Origin of the sequence: Aeromonas sp. DNP9 (assembly GCF_001728955.1) — a bacterium.
GTDB classification, from domain to species: Bacteria; Pseudomonadota; Gammaproteobacteria; order Enterobacterales; family Aeromonadaceae; genus Aeromonas; species Aeromonas veronii.
Genome location: NZ_LYSQ01000013.1, coordinates 1 through 18,465 on the forward strand (window position 1 = coordinate 1; position 18,465 = coordinate 18,465).

20 protein-coding genes are annotated in these 18,465 nt (G+C 59.9%); 10 read left to right on the top strand and 10 right to left on the bottom strand.

The annotated features are described in order from the left end of the window. The 3 genes from A9G06_RS22370 to fabR all read right to left on the bottom strand — a co-directional run. Positions 1-221 (bottom strand): hypothetical protein (locus tag A9G06_RS22370; protein WP_216093217.1); only part of this gene is annotated, 221 nt, incomplete at its 3' end. Between the two features lie 236 nt (positions 222-457). Further along, positions 458-823 (bottom strand): YijD family membrane protein, encoded by a 366-nt coding sequence (locus A9G06_RS10260; protein ID WP_005339919.1) that lies wholly within the window; start codon positions 821-823, stop codon positions 458-460. Between the two features lie 19 nt (positions 824-842). Then, positions 843-1,463: an HTH-type transcriptional repressor FabR gene (gene fabR, locus A9G06_RS10265; RefSeq protein ID WP_005339921.1), complete on the bottom strand. Its 621-nt coding sequence runs from the start codon at positions 1,461-1,463 to the stop codon at positions 843-845. 147 nt (positions 1,464-1,610) lie between these two features. Here fabR and A9G06_RS10270 point away from each other — a divergent pair, with 147 nt between their 5' ends. Next, entirely contained in the window at positions 1,611-2,729 is a 1,119-nt protein-coding gene (locus A9G06_RS10270; protein WP_069555166.1) for a fatty acid desaturase, read from the top strand. 210 nt (positions 2,730-2,939) lie between these two features. On the opposite strand, the gene A9G06_RS21935 is transcribed toward A9G06_RS10270, so the two are convergent. Then, on the bottom strand, positions 2,940-3,095 hold the full coding sequence (locus tag A9G06_RS21935) for a hypothetical protein (protein ID WP_005348505.1): 156 nt from the start codon (positions 3,093-3,095) through the stop codon (positions 2,940-2,942). A gap of 175 nt (positions 3,096-3,270) precedes the next feature. On the opposite strand from A9G06_RS21935, the gene A9G06_RS10275 reads away from it, so the two are divergent. Further along, positions 3,271-3,897, top strand: a complete 627-nt coding sequence (locus tag A9G06_RS10275) for a lysoplasmalogenase (protein ID WP_005348507.1) — start codon at positions 3,271-3,273, stop codon at positions 3,895-3,897. Positions 3,898-3,974: 77 nt separating this feature from the next. On the opposite strand, the gene A9G06_RS10280 is transcribed toward A9G06_RS10275, so the two are convergent. Further along, positions 3,975-5,528 (bottom strand): DHA2 family efflux MFS transporter permease subunit, encoded by a 1,554-nt coding sequence (locus tag A9G06_RS10280; protein WP_069555167.1) that lies wholly within the window; start codon positions 5,526-5,528, stop codon positions 3,975-3,977. After that, positions 5,528-6,580 carry an HlyD family secretion protein gene (locus A9G06_RS10285; RefSeq protein WP_005348510.1) on the bottom strand — a complete coding sequence of 351 codons (1,053 nt, stop codon included), beginning with the start codon at positions 6,578-6,580 and terminating at the stop codon, positions 5,528-5,530. Before A9G06_RS10285 ends, A9G06_RS10280 begins: the two co-directional genes overlap by 1 nt. 96 nt (positions 6,581-6,676) lie before the next feature. Between A9G06_RS10285 and A9G06_RS10290 the strand changes: the two genes are divergently transcribed. Both A9G06_RS10290 and A9G06_RS10295 read left to right on the top strand, forming a co-directional pair. Next, complete coding sequence (locus A9G06_RS10290; protein WP_069555168.1) at positions 6,677-7,579, top strand: LysR family transcriptional regulator; 903 nt, start codon at positions 6,677-6,679, stop codon at positions 7,577-7,579. 9 nt (positions 7,580-7,588) lie between these two features. Beyond that, on the top strand, positions 7,589-7,903 hold the full coding sequence (locus A9G06_RS10295) for a DUF2007 domain-containing protein (protein ID WP_005339933.1): 315 nt from the start codon (positions 7,589-7,591) through the stop codon (positions 7,901-7,903). An 11-nt stretch (positions 7,904-7,914) separates the two neighbouring features. On the opposite strand, the gene A9G06_RS10300 is transcribed toward A9G06_RS10295, so the two are convergent. After that, positions 7,915-9,198 (bottom strand): dicarboxylate/amino acid:cation symporter, encoded by a 1,284-nt coding sequence (locus A9G06_RS10300; protein ID WP_069555169.1) that lies wholly within the window; start codon positions 9,196-9,198, stop codon positions 7,915-7,917. 209 nt (positions 9,199-9,407) lie between these two features. Between A9G06_RS10300 and A9G06_RS10305 the strand changes: the two genes are divergently transcribed. Together A9G06_RS10305 and A9G06_RS10310 are read left to right on the top strand one after the other, a co-directional pair. Continuing rightward, a complete protein-coding gene (locus tag A9G06_RS10305) occupies positions 9,408-9,653 on the top strand; it encodes a YecH family metal-binding protein (RefSeq protein ID WP_069555170.1) in 246 nt (81 codons plus the stop codon). A gap of 99 nt (positions 9,654-9,752) precedes the next feature. Next, positions 9,753-10,352, top strand: coding sequence for a YhgN family NAAT transporter (locus A9G06_RS10310; RefSeq protein ID WP_040069536.1), 600 nt, complete (start codon positions 9,753-9,755; stop codon positions 10,350-10,352). A gap of 75 nt (positions 10,353-10,427) precedes the next feature. Here the strand turns inward: A9G06_RS10310 and A9G06_RS10315 are convergent, their stop codons facing one another. Beyond that, on the bottom strand, positions 10,428-11,396 hold the full coding sequence (locus A9G06_RS10315; protein WP_069555171.1) for a LysR family transcriptional regulator: 969 nt from the start codon (positions 11,394-11,396) through the stop codon (positions 10,428-10,430). 276 nt (positions 11,397-11,672) lie between these two features. Between A9G06_RS10315 and tatA the strand changes: the two genes are divergently transcribed. The 3 genes from tatA to A9G06_RS10330 all read left to right on the top strand — a co-directional run bounded on the left by tatA (position 11,673) and on the right by A9G06_RS10330 (position 13,804). Next, complete coding sequence (tatA, locus tag A9G06_RS10320) at positions 11,673-11,834, top strand: twin-arginine translocase TatA/TatE family subunit (protein ID WP_005339944.1); 162 nt, start codon at positions 11,673-11,675, stop codon at positions 11,832-11,834. A 16-nt stretch (positions 11,835-11,850) separates the two neighbouring features. Next, positions 11,851-12,153, top strand: coding sequence for a YfcZ/YiiS family protein (locus A9G06_RS10325; RefSeq protein WP_069555172.1), 303 nt, complete (start codon positions 11,851-11,853; stop codon positions 12,151-12,153). Positions 12,154-12,382: 229 nt separating this feature from the next. Next, positions 12,383-13,804 carry a lytic transglycosylase F gene (locus tag A9G06_RS10330; protein ID WP_069555173.1) on the top strand — a complete coding sequence of 474 codons (1,422 nt, stop codon included), beginning with the start codon at positions 12,383-12,385 and terminating at the stop codon, positions 13,802-13,804. On the opposite strand, the gene A9G06_RS22270 is transcribed toward A9G06_RS10330, so the two are convergent. Further along, a complete protein-coding gene (locus A9G06_RS22270; RefSeq protein WP_005339947.1) occupies positions 13,782-13,958 on the bottom strand; it encodes a hypothetical protein in 177 nt (58 codons plus the stop codon). The genes A9G06_RS10330 and A9G06_RS22270 overlap by 23 nt on opposite strands. Positions 13,959-14,031: 73 nt before the next feature. On the opposite strand from A9G06_RS22270, the gene A9G06_RS10335 reads away from it, so the two are divergent. After that, positions 14,032-15,285 carry a phosphatidylserine/phosphatidylglycerophosphate/cardiolipin synthase family protein gene (locus A9G06_RS10335; RefSeq protein ID WP_069555174.1) on the top strand — a complete coding sequence of 418 codons (1,254 nt, stop codon included), beginning with the start codon at positions 14,032-14,034 and terminating at the stop codon, positions 15,283-15,285. A 521-nt stretch (positions 15,286-15,806) separates the two neighbouring features. Here A9G06_RS10335 and A9G06_RS10340 read toward each other — a convergent pair. Next, positions 15,807-18,362: a TRAP transporter permease gene (locus A9G06_RS10340; protein ID WP_069555175.1), complete on the bottom strand. Its 2,556-nt coding sequence runs from the start codon at positions 18,360-18,362 to the stop codon at positions 15,807-15,809. Between the last annotated feature and the right edge of the window lie 103 nt (positions 18,363-18,465).

The following is an 18,465-nucleotide window of genomic DNA, read 5'->3' on the forward strand; positions in this document are numbered from 1 at the left end:
GATTGGGAAGGCCTTTTTGCTATGGGCGGTTTGCTCATAAGAGCCACAGATTTGCACACCAGAGCCAACACAAGCCCAGTCTGACGACCGGGCTTTTGTATTTTTAGCGCCTTAAACCACCAATATCTGGCTTTTCTCTGCCAAGTAAGAGTGCCAGATAGCCGGTTATTTCCACCATTTTCTGGCAATATCTGAGCCTCATCAGTTTCATTTACAGCCATTAGAATGAGTCTAGAGGCTGCTAAATCAGGCTTGTGCCGCTTCCCAACTACAGGGCAGTTCCATATTGACCGCCCCTCTTCCATCTGCACATCGATCTTGAAGCACAGCAGCTGGGCTAGGTTGGGAATACCGAGATTGCCGGATTAATCAGGTACCGCTCAAACAAAGAGGCCTTCCCGTCGGGAAGGCCTCTTTGCTTTATCTATCAGCTGATTACCATCACTCGGTCGATTTATCAGGGCTTCTCTTTGTTGCCAATGCTCAGGCCGAGCTTGATGGAGAGGGCAGCCAGTAGCAGCAGCATCATGATCAGGGAGAAGAAGTTGCTGCCAAGCTCCGGGTATTGCACCTTGAGCAGTGCGGAGTGGCCGAAGACACCGATAAAGAAGCAAAGCAGGGTGCAGATGGGGGTGTTGCCCACCATGGGTTCATGGCGATAGTGCTGGAACAGCTGATAGGCCGCCAGCCAGAGGGCAATCAGCGGAAAGAAGGAGAAAGGCACGACCGAGTTGGTCAGCACGGCCAGAGAGGCATCGCCACAGATACCAATCAGCATAGCCATGGCGAGCGGTTTTTTCGGGATCATAAGCTGTTCAGTCATATCGTTCTCCATCCTGGGGTCATGGGTGAGGTTCACGGCGCTTCTGGTTCTGTACCTCGGCGCCCATGGCGATCATCCGCAGTTGGCGAATTGTTCGGTCGGAGAGTGCCCGGCACTCTTCGCTGGTCATGTCGAGTGCATCGGCACCGGCACTGAATACGATGGTGACCATGGCTTCAGCCTGGATGTAGGCATCTTCCCGTGGCGCTTCGGTGGTGGCTTCCAGATAATCGGTCAGCTCGGCGATGAAGTGCTGGATCTCGCGCGCCACCGCCTGACGAAAGGCGGCCGAGGTGCCGGAGCGTTCCCGCAGCAGCAGCCGAAAGATATTGGGGTTGTTCTCTACGAACTCCATAAAGGTCTGCACCGAGGTGCTGATGACACTGCCGCCACCGGCAATGCGCTGGCGTGCCTGGCGCATCAGTTGGCGCAGGGTAAGACCCCCTTCGTCAACCAGGGTCAGGCCCAGCTCCTCCATATCGCGAAAGTGGCGATAGAAAGAGGTGGGGGCGATACCCGCTTCACGAGCGACTTCCCGCAGGCTGAGATTGGAGAAACTCCGGTTGGCACACAGTTGGCTGAATGCAGCATCGATCAATGTACGCCGGGTTTTTTCTTTTTGTTGAGCGCGAATACCCACAGAATCAGTCACCTTCAGCTTATCGAGGCCAAATGATAACCCGAAGGCGCCTCAGGATCAGGTTTGTATCCTACTTTTTTACCATTGACCGTGAGGAAATCGCCATGGAAAATGGTGAACAGCTGTTCGCTGAAAGGATGCAATGAGATGGCCAGACCCCCGATTATTTTGACCAATACCCTGCTGTTCTCCCTCTCCGGGATAGTGGCGTTGATTGTCGTACCCTGGTATGGCATGAGCCACGGTTACGATCTCTGGCAGTGGGCCAGTTTCCTGTTGTTGTTCTGCCTGAGTGGTCTCTCCATCACCACAGGCTATCACCGGCTCTGGTCGCACAAGGCCTACAAGGCGCACCCCGCTTTGCAGTGGTTATTTGCCATCGGCGGTGCGTTGGCGCTGCAGAATTCGGCCCTGCACTGGTCGGCCGATCACCGCCGTCACCATCGTCATGTGGATGACAACGATAAAGACCCCTACAGTGCGGGGCGCGGTTTCTGGTATTCGCACATCGGTTGGATGTTGCGGGAGTATCAGGGAGATCGCTATGGCGATTACAGCAATGTGCGTGATCTGCAGAACAACCCTGTGGTCATGTTTCAGCATCGCCACTATCTGGCGCTGGTGCTAGCGACCAATCTGGGCCTGCCGCTGCTGCTTGGCCTGTGGCACGGGGATATGCTCGGCATGTTGCTGTTGGCGGGCGTACTGCGGATGGTGATGACTCACCACACCACCTTCTTCATCAACTCGCTGGCCCATATCTGGGGCAGTCAGCCCTATACCGACCGCAATACCGCTCGAGATAACGGCATCCTGGCCTTTTTCACCTTTGGCGAGGGGTATCACAACTTTCACCACCTGTTCGAGAATGACTACCGCAACGGCATTCACTGGTGGCAGTTCGATCCGACCAAGTGGTTGATCCGGCTCGCCTCCTGGTGCGGTCTAGCGGGGGACCTCAGATCCTCGCCGGAGGAGCGTATCGAACAAGCCCGGCTGCAGATGCAGCTGAAGCGGGCACAAGCCAAGTTGCGCAAGCAGGAGGATCGCGAACTGTGGCAGGCGCTGCTGCAGGAGGAGTACGACAAGCTGAGCCAGCAGTTGCAACACTACTACGCCAGTCGCAAGCGGTTGCTGGAGCTGCGCAAGCGCAAGGCGCTGGCCCGCTATGACCGTCTCAAGCTGCAACTGGAGTACCGTGCCCTGCGGGACGGCTTCATCGCTGGTAAACGCAACTGGAGTCGTTTGCTGGCTGGTATTGCATGATGCTGTCCGGTTATCACAGAGACTAAAAGAGAAGACCGCCTGCTGGCGGTCTTCTCTTTTATGATTCAACTCAAGCTAGTTGGCTTGGCTCTGCTGTTGCTGCAACTGATTCAGTGCCTGTTGCTCCTGCTGGCTAAGACCCAGTTGTTCACAGGCCTGCTCAAAGCTGATCCCCGTATGGCGCATCATGATATCCAATAACGGGAGGGCTTAGTTGGCTTGGCTCTGCTGTTGCTGCAACTGATCCAGTGCCTGTTGCTCCTGCTGGCTGAGACCCAGCTGTTCGCAGGCCTGCTCAAAGCTGATCCCCAGATGGCACATCATGATATCGATGGCGGGCAGATAGTTCTTCATAGCTTCTTCCATGGTGATCCTCCAGACCCGTCACTTATGCCCTGAACTACTCGGTGCGGCAATTAGACTTTAGGCTTAGCCTGCCCATTTGATAAGCACCCCTGCCACTGGGGGAGGGAATTTGTTACCCTGCACCATGATAAAAACGGTTGCCGTATGACTGCGAGCAACAGGTGAGGAGCAGGGCATGTTATTGAGTTTCTTGATCATCGCTTCAGGTTGGTGGCACATCCGTGCTGCCTACGGTTCAGACAGCCGCCAGTTCTATATCAGCAAGCCACTGACCATGTTGCTTATCATCGCGTTGGCGTTCGGCTACCAGAGTTATGACCACGACGGTTCACACGCCTGGATCCTGCTCGGCCTTTGTCTCTCGCTGGCGGGCGATGTGCTGCTGATGTTGCCAAGCGATCGCTTCATTCAGGGGTTGGCGGCATTTCTTGTCGCGCATCTCTGCTATATCGTCGGTTTTGCCCAAGGACCATTGCTGCTCAATCTGGTGGATGGTTTGCTGCTGTTGCTGATCGCCGGTATGGTCTTTGGCCTGCTGTGGGGCAAGCTCGGGGAGATGCGGATCCCGGTCTTCTGCTACATGCTGGTGATCATCGGTATGGCTTGGGTGGCCGCCGGTGCCTGGCATGCCTCTCTCACTGCCGGTTCTGCCGCCGCTCTGGTGGGGGCGCTGATGTTTCTCTTCTCCGACAGCATGCTGGCGCTCGATCGCTTCCGCCGCCCCTTTCCCCACGCCCGCGCCTGGGTGATGAGCAGCTACTTCGCGGCGCAATTCCTGATTGCAGGGTCGCTGGCGGGATAACGTCTTCTGGTTGAGTGCAGGTAACAGATAACGAAAAACGGGCATTGGCCCGTTTTTCGTTTTATGCCCGGCGTTTTTCACGCCTCTAGCGGTTCGGCATCCGCAGCCCGTGGGGCGGGGGATTTGAGCAACAGCATCAGTGCGCTGGCGATCAGCAGGAAGATCCCCATGATGTAGAACACCTGGTTGTAGGCCATGATGGCCGCCTCCCGGTTGATGGTATTGGCCAGCATGGCCCGTGCTTGCTGCTGGGCAATCTCGGGGCCTGAACCCTGCGCCATCATGCTCTGGGCCAGTTGCAGCAGATAGTTTTGCCCCTCGATACTGCTGGCGGCCAGAGTGCTGCCAATTTGCAACACATGGGTGCGGGTATCGTTATCGAGCATGGTCGCGATAATGGCGATACCGAACGCACCACCCAGGTTGCGCAGCACGTTGAGCAGGGTCGAGGAGGAGGGGATCTCGTCGTGGCTCAGGCTGGCGGTGGCGACCAGGGAGAGCGGCACCATGATGAAGGGCTGTCCCAGCGCTCGCACGATGAGCGAATGGATCAGCTGCGGCCCGGCGTAGTCGGCACTCATGTTGACGTTCATAAAGCAGCTGACGGCGAAGATCAGGAAGCCGAAGCTCACCAGATAGCGCGGATCTATCTTGTGGGTCAGTTTGGGCACCAGCGGTAGCACCAGCAGTTGCGGCAGACCCATCCACATCAGGACTTCGCCGATCTCCAGCGCATTGTAGTTGTGGATCTGGGTCATGTAGAGCGGCAGCACATAGATGGAGCCCATCAGCGCCATGCCGAGGATCAGATAGGCGAAGCAGGCCAGCGCGAAGCGCGGGTTGTGCAGCAGCCGCAGATTGACCAGCGGGTGACGGCGGATCAGCTGGCTGATGACGAAGAAAACCAGCGCTACCGCCGAGATGACTGCCAGTCGCACGATGAAGCTTGAACCGAACCAATCCTCCCGGTTGCCTTCCTCCAGCACCACCTCCAGCAAGCCAAGGCCGAGTGCCATGGTGACGATGCCGATGAGATCCACCCGCTTGATAACGGCCCAGTCCACCGGCTTTTTGTCCAGTCCGTGGGCCAGCATGGCCATCACCAGCAGTCCCGGCGGCACGTTGAGATAGAAGATGTAGTGCCACGACATCTGCTCGGTGAGCCAGCCGCCGAGGGTTGGGCCGATGGCGGGGGCGAAGGTGGCACAGAGGCCAAACAGCGCCATGCCGGTGGCCCGCTTCTGTAGCGGCAACAGGGTGACGATGAGGGAGAAGGCCATCGGGATCAGCGCCCCGCCGGTGAAGCCCTGTAGCGCCCGGAAGACGATCATGCTGGTGAGGTTCCAGCTGAACGAGCAGAGCACGGAGGCGACGATAAAGGCGCCGGTGGTCCAGAGCAGGTAGCGGCGCACGCTCAGCCCCCGGCTCAACCAGCCGCTCAGGGGGATGGCGATCATCTCCGCCACCAGATAGGAGGTGGAGATCCAGGAGCTTTCACTCAGGGTGGCTGACAGGGCTCCCTGAATATCCTTCAGGGAGGCATTGGTGATCTGGATATCGAGGATGGCCATGAAGGCGCCGATAAGGCCCCCCATGACCGCGATCCAGTTGCGACGTGGAATGGGTTCCATCAGTTGGCAGCAACCACGGGATCAGGAGTGCGGGTATCCACGATCACTTCGGTGGAGAGACCCGGCAGCAGCTTGCCTGCCAGCGGGCCTGGCTCGGGAATGCGGATCTTCACCGGTACCCGCTGCACGATTTTGGTGAAGTTGCCGGTGGCATTCTCCGGTGGCAGCAGGGCGAACTTGGCGCCGGTCGCCGGGGCCAGGCTGTCGATGATCCCCTCGACCGGTTGATCCGGGTAGGCATCGAGTACCACTTCGACCTTCTGGCCCGGCTGCATATGGGCGAGCTGGGTCTCCTTGAAGTTGGCCTCGACCCATACCTGCTGCAGTGGCACCAGGCTGGCGACCTGCATGCCGGACTGGACGTAGAGCCCTTCCCGCAGGCTGCGCTTGCCGATGATGCCATCGGCCGGTGCTCGCAGTTCGGTGTAGCCGAGCTCCAGCTTGGCCTGCTCCAGCTGTGCTTCGCTCAATGCCAGCTTGGCCAGATTCTGTTTGCGCTCGGCATCCAGTACCAGCAGTCGCTCACGGGCCGCCTGCAGGGCGGCTTGGGCCTCCCGGGCTTGCGCCTGATTGACCTGCAGGCCGGCACGCACCTCGTCCAGACTGTCTTGCGAGCTGTAGTGGCGCTGGTTGAGCTGACTGATCCGGTTGACCTGCTGGCTGGCACGCAGCTGTTCGGCATTGGCGGAGGCGACCTTTGCCTCGGCTTGCTGGATCAGGCTCAGTTGTTGGGTGCGAGTGGCGGCCAGATTTTCGGCCGTCGCCTGATTGAGGCGCAGGTCGGCTTCGGCCTCCGCGACCCTGGTTTTGTATTCGCGATCATCGAGACGGGCGATCAGCTGGCCCGCTTTGACCGGCTGGTTGTCGGTGACCAGCACTTCGCGGATATAGCCGGGCAGCTTGGAGCTGATTCCGGTCACTTCACTCTGCAGGTAGGCGTTGTCGGTGCTTTCAAAATAGCGGCCGTGAAGATACCAGTAACCGGCGAACAGCAGACCGAGCAGCGCCAATATCATGGCTGCCAGCAGGGGAATTTTTTTGTGTTGACTCATTTTTGTGATTCCTGAACTTAAGGGGCGCAGGCTAACACTGGTCAACTGTTTCGATTAGTATTGGTTCACGAGATATACAGTTTCACTGGTGCAACAATGGATCTCAATGCCGCGTTAATTCTGGTACGAATTGTCGACAAGGGCTCGTTTACGGGGGCTGCCCGCGAGCTGGGGATGACCAAGGCGATGGTCAGCCGCCGCATCGCCGAGCTTGAACAGCGGCTCGGAGTGCGGCTGCTCTATCGCTCCACCCGTCAGCTCACTTTGACCGAGGAGGGGGAGAAGTACTACCTGCACTGCAGCAAGGCGGTCGATGCCCTGACCGAAGCCGAGCTGATGCTGAGCGCCAGCCAGCAGGAGGTGACCGGCATCCTCAAACTGGCGGTGCCCATCGAAACGGGGCAACTGGTGGTCGGGCGGCTGGTCGCCAAGTTTTTGCAGGCCTATCCTGCCCTGCAGGTGGAGCTGGAGCTGACCAATCGGGTGGTGGACCCCATCAGCGAAGGGCTGGATGCGGTGGTGCGAATTGGTGACATGAGCGACTCCAATCTGGCGGCGCGCCGGCTCTGGAGCACCGGACGGCTGCTCTGTGCCAGCCCGGACTATCTGGCGCGCAGTCCGGCCATCGCGCGGCCGGAGGATCTGGTCAATCACGAGCGGGTGACGGTGAGCAGCGGGTTTCTCGCCTCTCACTGGTGTTTCGAGCTGGATGGCAGAGAGGTGCTGGTTGACCCCCCATCCCGTTTTCGGGTCAATAATATTACCTGTGCCCGGGAGGCGGCGAAGGCGGGGCTGGGGTTGGCCTCGTTACCCGCTATGCTCTGTCAGGATGAGCTGGCCAGCGGCGAGCTGGTGATCCTGCTGCCAGAGTGGCAGCAACCCAGGGTGCCGATTTATTTGCTGTTTCCGGAGCGGCAACTGATGCCACGCAAGTTGCGGGCATTCATCGATTTCATGATTGAGAACGGCGCCGAGTTTGGTATCGACAAGTTGTTGTAAGGGGGAGCTATGGATAACTGGATCAATCTCTATCGCGCCTCACACACCCTGGAGGCGCACGCGTTGAAAGGGGCGCTGGAGGCGGAAGGGGTGCTGGTGCGCCTCAATGGCGAGGGGCTGTCGGGCGCCCTTGGCGAACTGCCGGTCGACATGTTGCAGGTGACCCTGATGGTGCGGGCCGAGGATCGCAGCAAGGCAGGAAGAGTCATCGAGCGTTACCAGCAGCGTCAGGGTAACGGCTGGCTGTGCGGCCAGTGCGGGGAGGAGAACGGCGCCAACTTCGACGTCTGCTGGCGCTGTCACCACGATCCCCACGACAGCTGATCTCTCTTCCGCTAGCGCGGCGGGAACTCGATATCTTCCCCTGCGCTGGCATCGTGATAGGTCGCCAGATCCAGCTCGTTTTCGCTGCGGGCGATCAGCACCGACACCAGAATATCCCCCGATACGTTGACCGTGGTGCGCGCCATGTCGAGGATCCGGTCAATGCCTGCAATCAGTGCCACCCCTTCCAGCGGCAAGCCCACCGCCGTCAGGGTCAGGGTCAGCAGCATCAATCCGGTGCCCGGGGTGCCAGCGGTGCCGATACTGGCCAGGGTAGCGATGCTGATGATGGTCAGGTAATCGACCATGTGCAGATCTACCCCGAATGCCTGAGCCACGAACAGCGCAGTCACTCCCTGATAGAGGGCGGTACCATCCATGTTGATGGTGGCGCCGATGGGCAGCACCTTGGCGGTGATGGCGGGGGAGACTCCCAGCCGCTTCTCGGCGCAGGCCAGACTGATGGGCAGGGTGGAGTTGCTGGAGCTGCTGGTGAAGGCCACCGCCTGAGCATCGACGATGCTCTTGAAGTAGTGCAGTGGATTGAGCCGTGCCAGCAGCAGCAGCAGGGTGCTATAGACCCCGAGCACGTGCAGCAGGCAGCCGAGGTAGACGGCGCCGATCACCTTGAGCAGCGGCAGCAGCAGGTCGAGACCATACTTGCCGGTCATCCAGGCCATCAGGGCGCAGACACCGTAAGGGGCGAGCGCCATCACCATCTGGGTCAGCTTGAACATCCCCTCGGCCAGCGAGGTGAAGAAGAGGATGGCGGGGCGGCCACGGCGACCGCTGGCGTTGAGGGCCACCGCCAGCGCCACCGCAAAGACAATTACTTGCAGGATCTTGCCATCCACCATCGCCTGTACCGGGTTGCTCGGCACCAGATGGCTCAGCACGCTGGCCAGGGTGGGTGGTTCCGACATACCGACCCGCTCATAGGGGCCCATGTCGGCACCCATGCCGGGTTCCAGCAGCCAGCCCATCATCAGGCCGATGCAGATGGCGATGGCGGTCGAGCAGAAGTAGAGGCAGATCGCCTTGCTGCCGATGCGATCGAGGGCCTTGCCCTTGAGCAGCGAGGTGAGACCGGCGATGACCGAGCAGAAGATAAGGGGCACCATCAGCATCTGGATGGTGTTGACGAACAAGACGCCAAGGGGCTTGAGCAGCAGGGCTTGCTGTTCAAAACCGACGCCCAGACCCACCCCTGTCAGCATGCCGATCAGGGTCTTGAGCCAGAGGGGGCGGCGGGTCCAGATCTGCCAGGGCTTGAGAGCCTCTCCATGGAACAGCATGACGCCAATATCCTTATACATTGTCTGCGATGGCCAAAAAGGGGCGCCAGTGTAGCGATCCCTGACGCGGGTTGCCACATTATCGACAAAGCGGCGGCGGTGACCACTCCCCTGACCAGGTAATGCGCAATTTATTGGCCTATATCAAGATCCCTCCGGGCGTGGAGATATTTAATTGGCATTAAATATGTTCATTATTGAGGTGAGATATGTCGCAATCGGTTCATGGTCACGAAGTGATGGAGATGATGTTGGCGCAAGGAGGGCAATTTACCCGTGCCAGCCTGAAGCTGGCGATGGCCGAGCGGTTCGGTGCCGAGGCCCGTTTTCATACCTGCAGCGCCAGCGAGATGGATGCGGAAGCGCTGATCGACTTTCTGGCCGCCCGCGGCAAATTCATCGACTCGGCTGAGGGTTTCCAGACCCGCGCCGACAAGATCTGCAACCACGGTTAATCCCGCTGCGAGCGCATCATGGCGCTCGCTCAATTCTTCGCCCTTTGCTATATTTCGCCCCTTCTCTTTTCCCTATTCAGGGTGTAGCCCGGGCGTTGTATGGATACTTTCTCTGCCGCAGTCATGCTGTTTTTGATCATGGACCCGCTGGGCAACCTGCCGGTCTTCCTCTCTATCCTGCGTCATATCGATCCCAAGCGACGTCGCAAGGTGATGGTGCGCGAGCTGCTCTTCTCGCTGGCCATCATGATGCTGTTCCTGTTCGTCGGTCAGCAGATCCTCGGCTTCCTCAACCTGCGGCAGGAGGCGGTCAGCATTGCGGGGGGTATCATCCTGTTCCTGATCGCCATCAAGATGATCTTCCCGAGTGAAGGGGGCGTGACCGGGCTGGCGGCGGGCGAGGAGCCCTTCCTGGTGCCGATGGCGATCCCGATGATCGCCGGTCCCTCGATCCTCGCCTCCTTGATGCTGCTGGCCAATCAGGAGCCCAGCCGGATGGTGGACTGGTCGCTGGCGCTCTTTATGGCCTGGGCCGCCAGCGCGGTGATCCTGATGTTCTACGAGGTATTCAACAAGCTGCTGGGTGAGCGGGGACTCACTGCGGTGGAGCGGTTGATGGGTATGCTGTTGGTGATGATCTCGGTCCAGATGCTGCTGGACGGGGTACATCACTATCTGGCGGTGACCGGCCAGGGCTGAGCGGTTTACATCTTGAAGTGAATGAAACGGGGCTACGCAGAGCCCCGTTTTTTGTGCCGCCGAGAAGGGGGGCGGTCACCCGTGAGTGGTCGCAGCAGGTTCCAGTTTGCTCATGATGAGGGAGAGCAGCAATTCCCGCAGCCAGCGGTGGCCCGGATCCTCGCTGTGACGCTGATGCCAGATGAGCAGATGGGAGATGCTGTCCAACCCGATGGGCAGCGGCAGCTGTAACAGCGGATAGACCTGGGTGGCGTGGCGGGCGTAGAGCCGGGATAGCGTCACTATCATGTCGGAGTGCATCCCCATCCGCAGCGCCGCCTCGAAGGAGGGCACGGTTGCCTCGATACGTCGGTAGAGATCCTGCTCTGCCAGCTTGTGATCCAGCATCCAGCGGTCCCGCCCCTCGCAGTAAGTCTGCACATGGGGATAGCTGAGGTAGTGCTCCAGATTCCAGTTGGGCTCCCGCAGCGCGGGGTGGTGCTGCTGCACCAGACAGGTGAGATCATCGACCGCCAGTACTCGCTGACAGATGCTGTCGGGCAGGGTATCGAGCCGATAATCGGAGCTGATGCAGTTCTCTCGCACCGCGAAGGCGATGTCCACCTGTCCCTGGCTCATCTCGGTCAGACTGTTCTCGGTCCACTCCTCGTAACGCAAGCGGATCCTTGGTGCCTGCCGCTTCAGCTCGCTCAGGTAGAGCGGGGCAAACAGGGTAAAGGCGCTGTCCATGCTGGCGATAACGAACTCCCGCTCCGAGCTGGTGGGGTCAAACTCGGGCGGCTGGATCAGGTTGTCCAGCGACAGCAGGATGGGTTGCAACTGCTGTTGCAGCGCAAGGGCGCGGCCGGTGGGTTCCAGCCCGTAGGCGGAGCGGATGAAGAGGGGATCATTGAAGGTATCGCGCAGACGGCCGAGGGCTTTGCTGACCGCGGACTGGCTTAGATGAAGGCGGCGTGCCGCCTTGCTGCCGTTGCGCTCTTCCAGCAGTACCTGCAGGATAATCAGCAAATTGAGGTCGATGCGACCCAGTTGTTCCAGCAGCATGATATGAATCCTCTTCAATTCTAAGATGAATTTATACCATTTGTTTTCATATCTTGGCGATCTTATCCTCGAACGGTCTCAGGTTCGCATGAACCACTGGTACAGGATGTAGCGGTTGAGGGGACATGTAGCACAATCAATATGGCGACCTCAGGGTCGCCCTATTTTTTGGCTATGATTTATTTGCTCACTTGCACCTGCCTTGATTTTGCCCAACAATCCCTGCGCTCTATTTTGATACAAGTAACAGATATCTCTTTGTGAGGGAGTATCCCTATGGGACTCGGTGGAATTCATATCTGGCATATGTTGATCCTCTTGCTGGTCGTTGTGCTGGTCTTCGGCAGCAAGCGTCTTGCCAGTGCAGGTGAGGATCTGGGTACCGCCATCAAAGATTTTCGCAAGGCGATGCGTGACGACGCAAATCATCCGAAATAAGCAGTAGGAGTAGAAAATGTCTGTAGACGAGAAAGTTGAACTGAACGAAACCTGTGACAGCTGTGGCTGTTTTGCCGAGATCGGCACCATCATCGGCGAAGGCGACGATGTGATGGATCTGGTTATTGAAGCCGCTGCCGAGGCGGATGCCCGCGCCAAGCTGTCTGCCTATGAAGCACTGGCCAAACAGGTCACTGCCGAAGCTCAAGTGAGCAGCGAACTGACCCAGGGCGCCAACGGCGTGATCCTGAAAGCCCGCCTGCAATTCACCTGCACCGCCGAAAAACTGATTTTCGAAATGCGGGCCCGCTCTATCTGAGTTGTCTGATAACGCGGCAGGTTTGCCTGCCGTGTTGACCCTTCTGCTGTGGGTCGGCGTTCTATAGTTACTCTATCCCACAGACGTTTTTGCCCGGCGCGAGTCGGCCAACAGAAGGCGCAAACATCATGACGCAGCGATGGATCTCTGCCCCCAATCCCACCCTCTATCGTGATCCGTGCTGCCAACAGGCAGCAGACGTGACCTCAGCACAGGGGCAGCCATCGTGATGCTACGCTGGATCTGGGCTCTGCTGGCCCTCTGCTGTTTTCCCCTGCTGGCGGCTGAACTCAAGCCACAGCGTCTGCCCCAACCCGGGGATCTCGAAAGCATTCTGCAAAAGCGCGAACTCAGGGCGCTGGTGGTCTATGAGCGCGGCTTCTATTTTCTCGATCGCGGCGCCCAGTACGGCATTCTGGTCAATCAGCTGCAAGGGTTCGAGCGCTGGCTGAACAAGACCTATCTCGCCAAAGAGAAGGTCAAACTCAAGGTGGTCTACATCCCGGTGCGGCAGGACAAGCTGCTGGACTATCTGACCGAGGGGCGTGGCGATCTGGTGGCGGCGACCATGACGGTGACCCCGACCCGGCGTGAACAGGTGGCCTTCTCTCGGCCGCTCATTTCATCCATCGAGGAGTGGGTGGTGAGCCAGCAGAGCCTGCCCGCCTTCAGCCGCATTACCCAGCTCTCCGGCAGGCGGGTCTGGGTGCGCGCCAGCTCCAGCTACTACGAGAGTCTGCGCCAGCTCAACTGGCTGTTTCGCGAGCTGGGGCTGCCCCCCGTCTATATCGAAACGGTGCCCGAATATCTGCAGGATGGCGATCTGCTGGAGATGGTGGCCGCTGGCATTATTCCCCTGACGGTGACCGACAGCTACAAGGGGAGGATCTGGCTGGGTGGGATGATCTCCGGCCTCAAGGCTCACAAGTTGATCCCCCTGCGCAGCAATGGCATCAGCGCCTGGGCGCTGCGCAAGAACAGCCCCGAGCTGCTCAAGGCGGTCAATCGTTATCTGGCGAGTGTCAGCCGCAACAGCCTTTACAGCGACATGACTCTGCGCCGATTGCTGGTTCGCAGCGATCAGATGAGCAATATCCTGGCGCCGGATCCTATGGGGCGCCTCGCGACCATTCGCAAGGTGCTGGAGAAGTACGCCAATCAATACGATCTCGACTGGCTGATGCTGGCGGCGCTCGGCTACAAGGAGTCCGGCCTCAATCCCAAGGCGCGTTCGCCCAAGGGGGCCGTGGGCCTTATGCAACTGCTGCCCAGTACGGGGCGGGAAGTCGGCATCAACGGCGCCAGACTCACCACGCTGGAGGGAAATGTGGAGGCCGCCTGCCGCTACATGCGGTTGATCCTCGATACCTACTTCAATGATCCCAATCTGGATCGGCTCAACCGCCACCTGTTTGCCCTCGCCGCCTACAACGCCGGGCCAAACCGGGTGCAGGCGCTGCGAGGCAAGGCGGAGAAGCTGGGGCTCGATCCCAACGTCTGGTTCGGCAACGTGGATCAGCTGGTGGCCAACGAAGTCGGACAGGGGCCGATCAACTATGTCGGCACCATCTACAAGTACTACGTAGCCTATCGTTTCAGCCTGCCCCAGATCGAGGGCAAGGCTGCCGCTATCGAAGCGGCTCAGCCCTGAGCCGGTTGACCGGCAGGGTCGCCTGCACGGTCGGCAACTGCCAGCCACCGTCCCTGTGTTGCAAAAACCAGTGAGCAGGGCCGGTGGCCGGGATGAGATCTGGCTGGCTGAGCTGGCCCAGATAGCGCAACATCGGGGTATCATGCAGTTCCATCAGCAACTCCTTTTGAATATGTGAAGAGGCTCGCCAGCGTTATGACACCCGGCCATGACAGCAGGATGACACCATGATCCCCGGATCCTTTGCCCTGATCGACGATCCCCTGCTGGCGCTCAAGGTGCGCTGCCACTGGATCCGTCATGCCCGCGAACGGATCCAGGCGCAGTACTACAGCTGGGAGGAGGATAGCAGTGGCAAGCTGCTGCTGAGCGAGCTGCTCCACGCCGCCCGGCGTGGCGTCAAGGTGCAACTGCTGGTGGATGATCTCTATGCCGGTGACAACCGCTTTCTGGAGATGGTGGCTCACTACCCGGGGATCGAGGTACGGCTGTTCAACCCCTTCTGGCTGCGGGGCTGGCGCCCGCTGGCACTGCTGCTGGAGGGGCTGCTCAGCTTTCGCCGCATCAACCACCGGATGCACAACAAGCTGCTGCTGGTGGATGGCAAGCTGGCGCTGATCGGCGGGCGCAACATCGGCGATCGCTACTTCGGTCTGGATCCGCAAGCGCCCTTCGTGGATCTCGATCTCGCCTGTCAGGGGGGCCTGTGTCAGCAGATGGCGCAGGGGTTCGAGCAGTTCTGGCACAGCCGCTGGAGTCATCCCATCCGCCATCTGCTGCGCCGCGAGCTGCTGCCCGCCGAAATAGAGGTGGTCAACGACTTCCTGTTCACCATGACGGATCCGGCGGTGGCGACGGTCTATGATCTGCCCGCGGCGCTGTTTGACGAGCGCGCTTTGCCGCTGCAATGGCATGAGGGGCGGGCCGAGGTGTGGTTCGACCGTCCCGGCAAGGGGCTGATCTCCCGCCCCACGACTGCCCGTCAGCTCTGGCGCCAGCTGGCTGACAATCTCGGCTCGCTGGGGTTGGTGACCCCTTACCTCATCCTGACCCGCGGGTTTCGGCACCGTCTGGCGCGGCTGCGCCAGCAGGGGGTCGCCATCGACATTCTCACCAACTCGCTGGCCAGCACCGATGTGCCGCTGGTCTATGGCGCCTACCAACGCTATCTCGGCTGGTTGCTGCGGCGCGGGATCCGGGTCGCCGAGTTTGACCATGGCCACGGCAGCCTGCACGCCAAGCTGATCCTGCTGGGGGAGGATCGAGCGCTTTTTGGCAGCCTCAACCTCGATCCCCGCTCGCTGTTTCTCAATACCGAACTGATGCTGCATTTGCATTGCCCACCGATCTGCGAGGCGCTGCGAACGTGGCTGGCTCGCTGGCAGGAGCAGGCGGGTGGATTGCCGCGCAAACCCGAGGGGTGGTCAAGGCTACTGATAGCCCGCCTGAGCGACTGGTTGCCACTGCGCCGTTGGCTGTGAGGCGGCCATTTTTTGTGCGAGATCTCGCAAAGCCTTGTAAGCCATTGCTGATGCCCTTTGCGGGCGAATAACCATGCATGAATCTATCTTGCTGTTTTATAACAATTTAGCGGTGATGATAAGGCTGTTTTTTGTACTCTGATGTGAATGGAATTAGCATAAAAACGTTTTTTATTTTGTTTTTATGCGTAATATTTCAGTTGCAAGGACAAACACGGCGGCTTGTCTGCCGTGTGGACGAAGGTTGTAACGGGTAGCTGGTCAGTTGCATCGCTGCAATTGGCGCGCACTTAAGATGGGTCGCGAACTATCGGAAAGTGAAACAGAGACCCGGCGTGGCCGGACTCCAATATGGAACATGCTATTTGCGAGGGGGTGACATGGACATGTCACCCCACTTTTTTGGCCGCTCGCCACCGTTTACCTGTTTCCATGACTGTCGCTCATCGCAAGAGCCGCAGAGGGCAAGGCAATAAAAAGAGGGCCGCAATAGCGGCCCTCGATCTCATCTGCCCGGTGGATTAACCAGCCTTGACGCTGCGGCGACGCTGCAGCCAGACGATCACTCCGAACAGCAGGAAGCCCGGGATCCACATCCACTCCTTGGTCCAGCGCTCGGTCGGCGCCTTGACGGTGAGGATCTCCTGATCGAACTCCAGTCCCATGGTGGCGGCCGGGCTGCCAAAGGCGACGTTGTCGATCAGCGTCTTGCCATCCTGTTCATAGAGGCTCAGCCCCAGATTGGCCAGCCGCTCTTCGCCATTCGCCCCATCCGGTACGGCGACCAGCAGGGTGAACTTGCGTGGCTTGCCCACTGCATCTTCACCGAGGATCCGCAGCCGCAGGGTGCTCTCCGCTTCCACTTCACCCATGGTCTGGGCCAGCTGGGCAGGCGGGGTCTCGCGATAGGGATCGTGCACCATGTCCATCCAGAAACCCGGGCGGAACAGGGTAAAGGCGACCAGCAGCAGCAGTACGCTCTCGTACCAGCGGCTCTTCACCAGGAACCAGCCCTGGGTGGCGGCGGCGAAGATCAGCATGGCGATGGTCGCCACGATGAAGATCAGCACGCCGTGGGCGAAGTCCACGTCGATCAGCAGCAGATCGGTGTTGAAGATAAACAGGAACGGCAGCGCCGCGGTACGCAGGCTGTAGTAAAACGCCGTGATCCCGGTCTTGATGGGATCGCCCTTGGAGACAGCGGCTGCCGCGAAGGAGGCCAGCCCCACCGGCGGCGTCACATCCGCCATGATGCCGAAGTAGAAGACGAACAGGTGCACCGCGATCAGCGGCACGATCAGCCCGTTTTGCTGCCCCAGCGTCACGACCACCGGTGCCAGCAGGCTGGACACCACGATGTAGTTGGCAGTGGTGGGCAGCCCCATGCCAAGGATCAGGCTCAGCAGGGCGGTGAGCAGCAGCATCAGCAGCAGGTTACCCATGGAGAGGAACTCCACCAGATCCGCCAGCACCAGACCGACCCCGGTCTGGGAGACCGCACCCACGATAATCCCCGCGGTGGCAGTGGCAATGCCGATACCGATCATGTTGCGGGCACCGGCGACCAGCCCTTCCCGCAGATCCACCACGCCGTCAGCAACGGTGCCGTAGTCGTGCTTGCCGTCCTTGCGCAGCCAGTTGAGCAGCGGGCGCTGGGTCAGCAGGATGATCACCAGCATCACGGTACCCCAGAAGGCCGACAGCCCCGGCGAGAGGCGCTCCACCATCAGGCACCACACCAGTACCACCACCGGCAGCAGGAAGTGCAGGCCGGAGAGCAGCACGGCGCGGGTGTTGGGCAGCTCGGTGAGCGGCTTGTCGGGATCTTCGGCAGGCAGCGGTTCATTGCTGGCGGCGATCTTCAACAGGGCCACATAGGTGGCAGCCAGCAGTACCGAGATCCCCGACAGGGCGTAGTCACCCAGAGCAGGTTTGAGCCAGCCGAGGCCATAGTAGACCGCCAGTGACAGGCCGCTGATGAGGGCCGCGCCAAAGGCAAAACCGGTCAGGCGACGCAGCCAGGGCTTGGGTTGATGGTTGCCGATGGGCTGCATGCCCAGTTTCAACGCCTCCAGATGGACGATGTAGAGCAGCGCTATGTAGGAGATGGCGGCAGGCAGGAAGGCGTGCTTGATGATCTCCACATAGGGGATGCCCACGTATTCGACCATCAGGAAAGCCGCAGCCCCCATCACAGGTGGCATGATCTGGCCGTTGACCGAGGAGGCCACTTCCACTGCCCCCGCTTTCTCTGAACTGAAGCCTACCTTCTTCATCATCGGGATGGTGAAGGTGCCGGTGGTCACCACGTTGGCAATCGACGAGCCGGAAATCAGGCCGGTCAGGCCGGAGGCGACCACTGCCGCCTTGGCCGGGCCGCCGCGCAGGTGACCGAGCAGGCTGAAGGCGAGCTGGATAAAGTAGTGACCGGCACCGGCCCGCTCCAGCAGGGCGCCGAACAGCACGAACAGAAACACGAAGCTGGTGGAGACGCCAAGGGCGATGCCGAACACCCCTTCGGTGGTGATCCACTGGTGGTTGGCCAGCGCGGTAAAGCCTACCCCGCGATGTGCCAGCAGTCCCGGCATCCAGGGGCCCGCCAGGCTGTAGATCAGAAAGACGATGGCGATGACCGCCAGTGCCGGCCCCAGGGCGCGGCGCGCCGCTTCCAGCAGCAGCGGAATGCCGATGCAGGCGGTCACCAGATCGGCGGTGGTGAGGGTGCCGGGACGCAGCGCGAGTGCTTCATACATCACAAACAAGTAAGAGGCGGCACCAGCAGCGATCAGGCCGAGGGCGATATCGCCGAGGGGTACCCGATCTCGCGGCGAGGAGCGAAATGCCGGGAACACCAGAAAAGCGAGCAACAGGGCAAAGGTGAGGTGAATGGAGCGGGTTTCGGTGTCATTGAGTACGCCAAACCCCACCATGAAGGGGAGTGGCGAGGCGATCCAGAGCTGGAACAGGGACCAGGCCAGCGCCAGTGCTGTGATGAGCCAGCCCATGATGCCCAGCGGCAGGCGAGCGCCCACATCCTGGGCGATCAGTTCCTCGGTAGAGAGTTGTTTATCTTGCATAGGGTTAACTTGTGCCAACGAGTACAACAAGAGCGACACCCGCCCCCGCAATCAGGCGGCAGACGGGTGTCGAAGAGAGTGACAAAGGCCCCGGGGCCTTCAA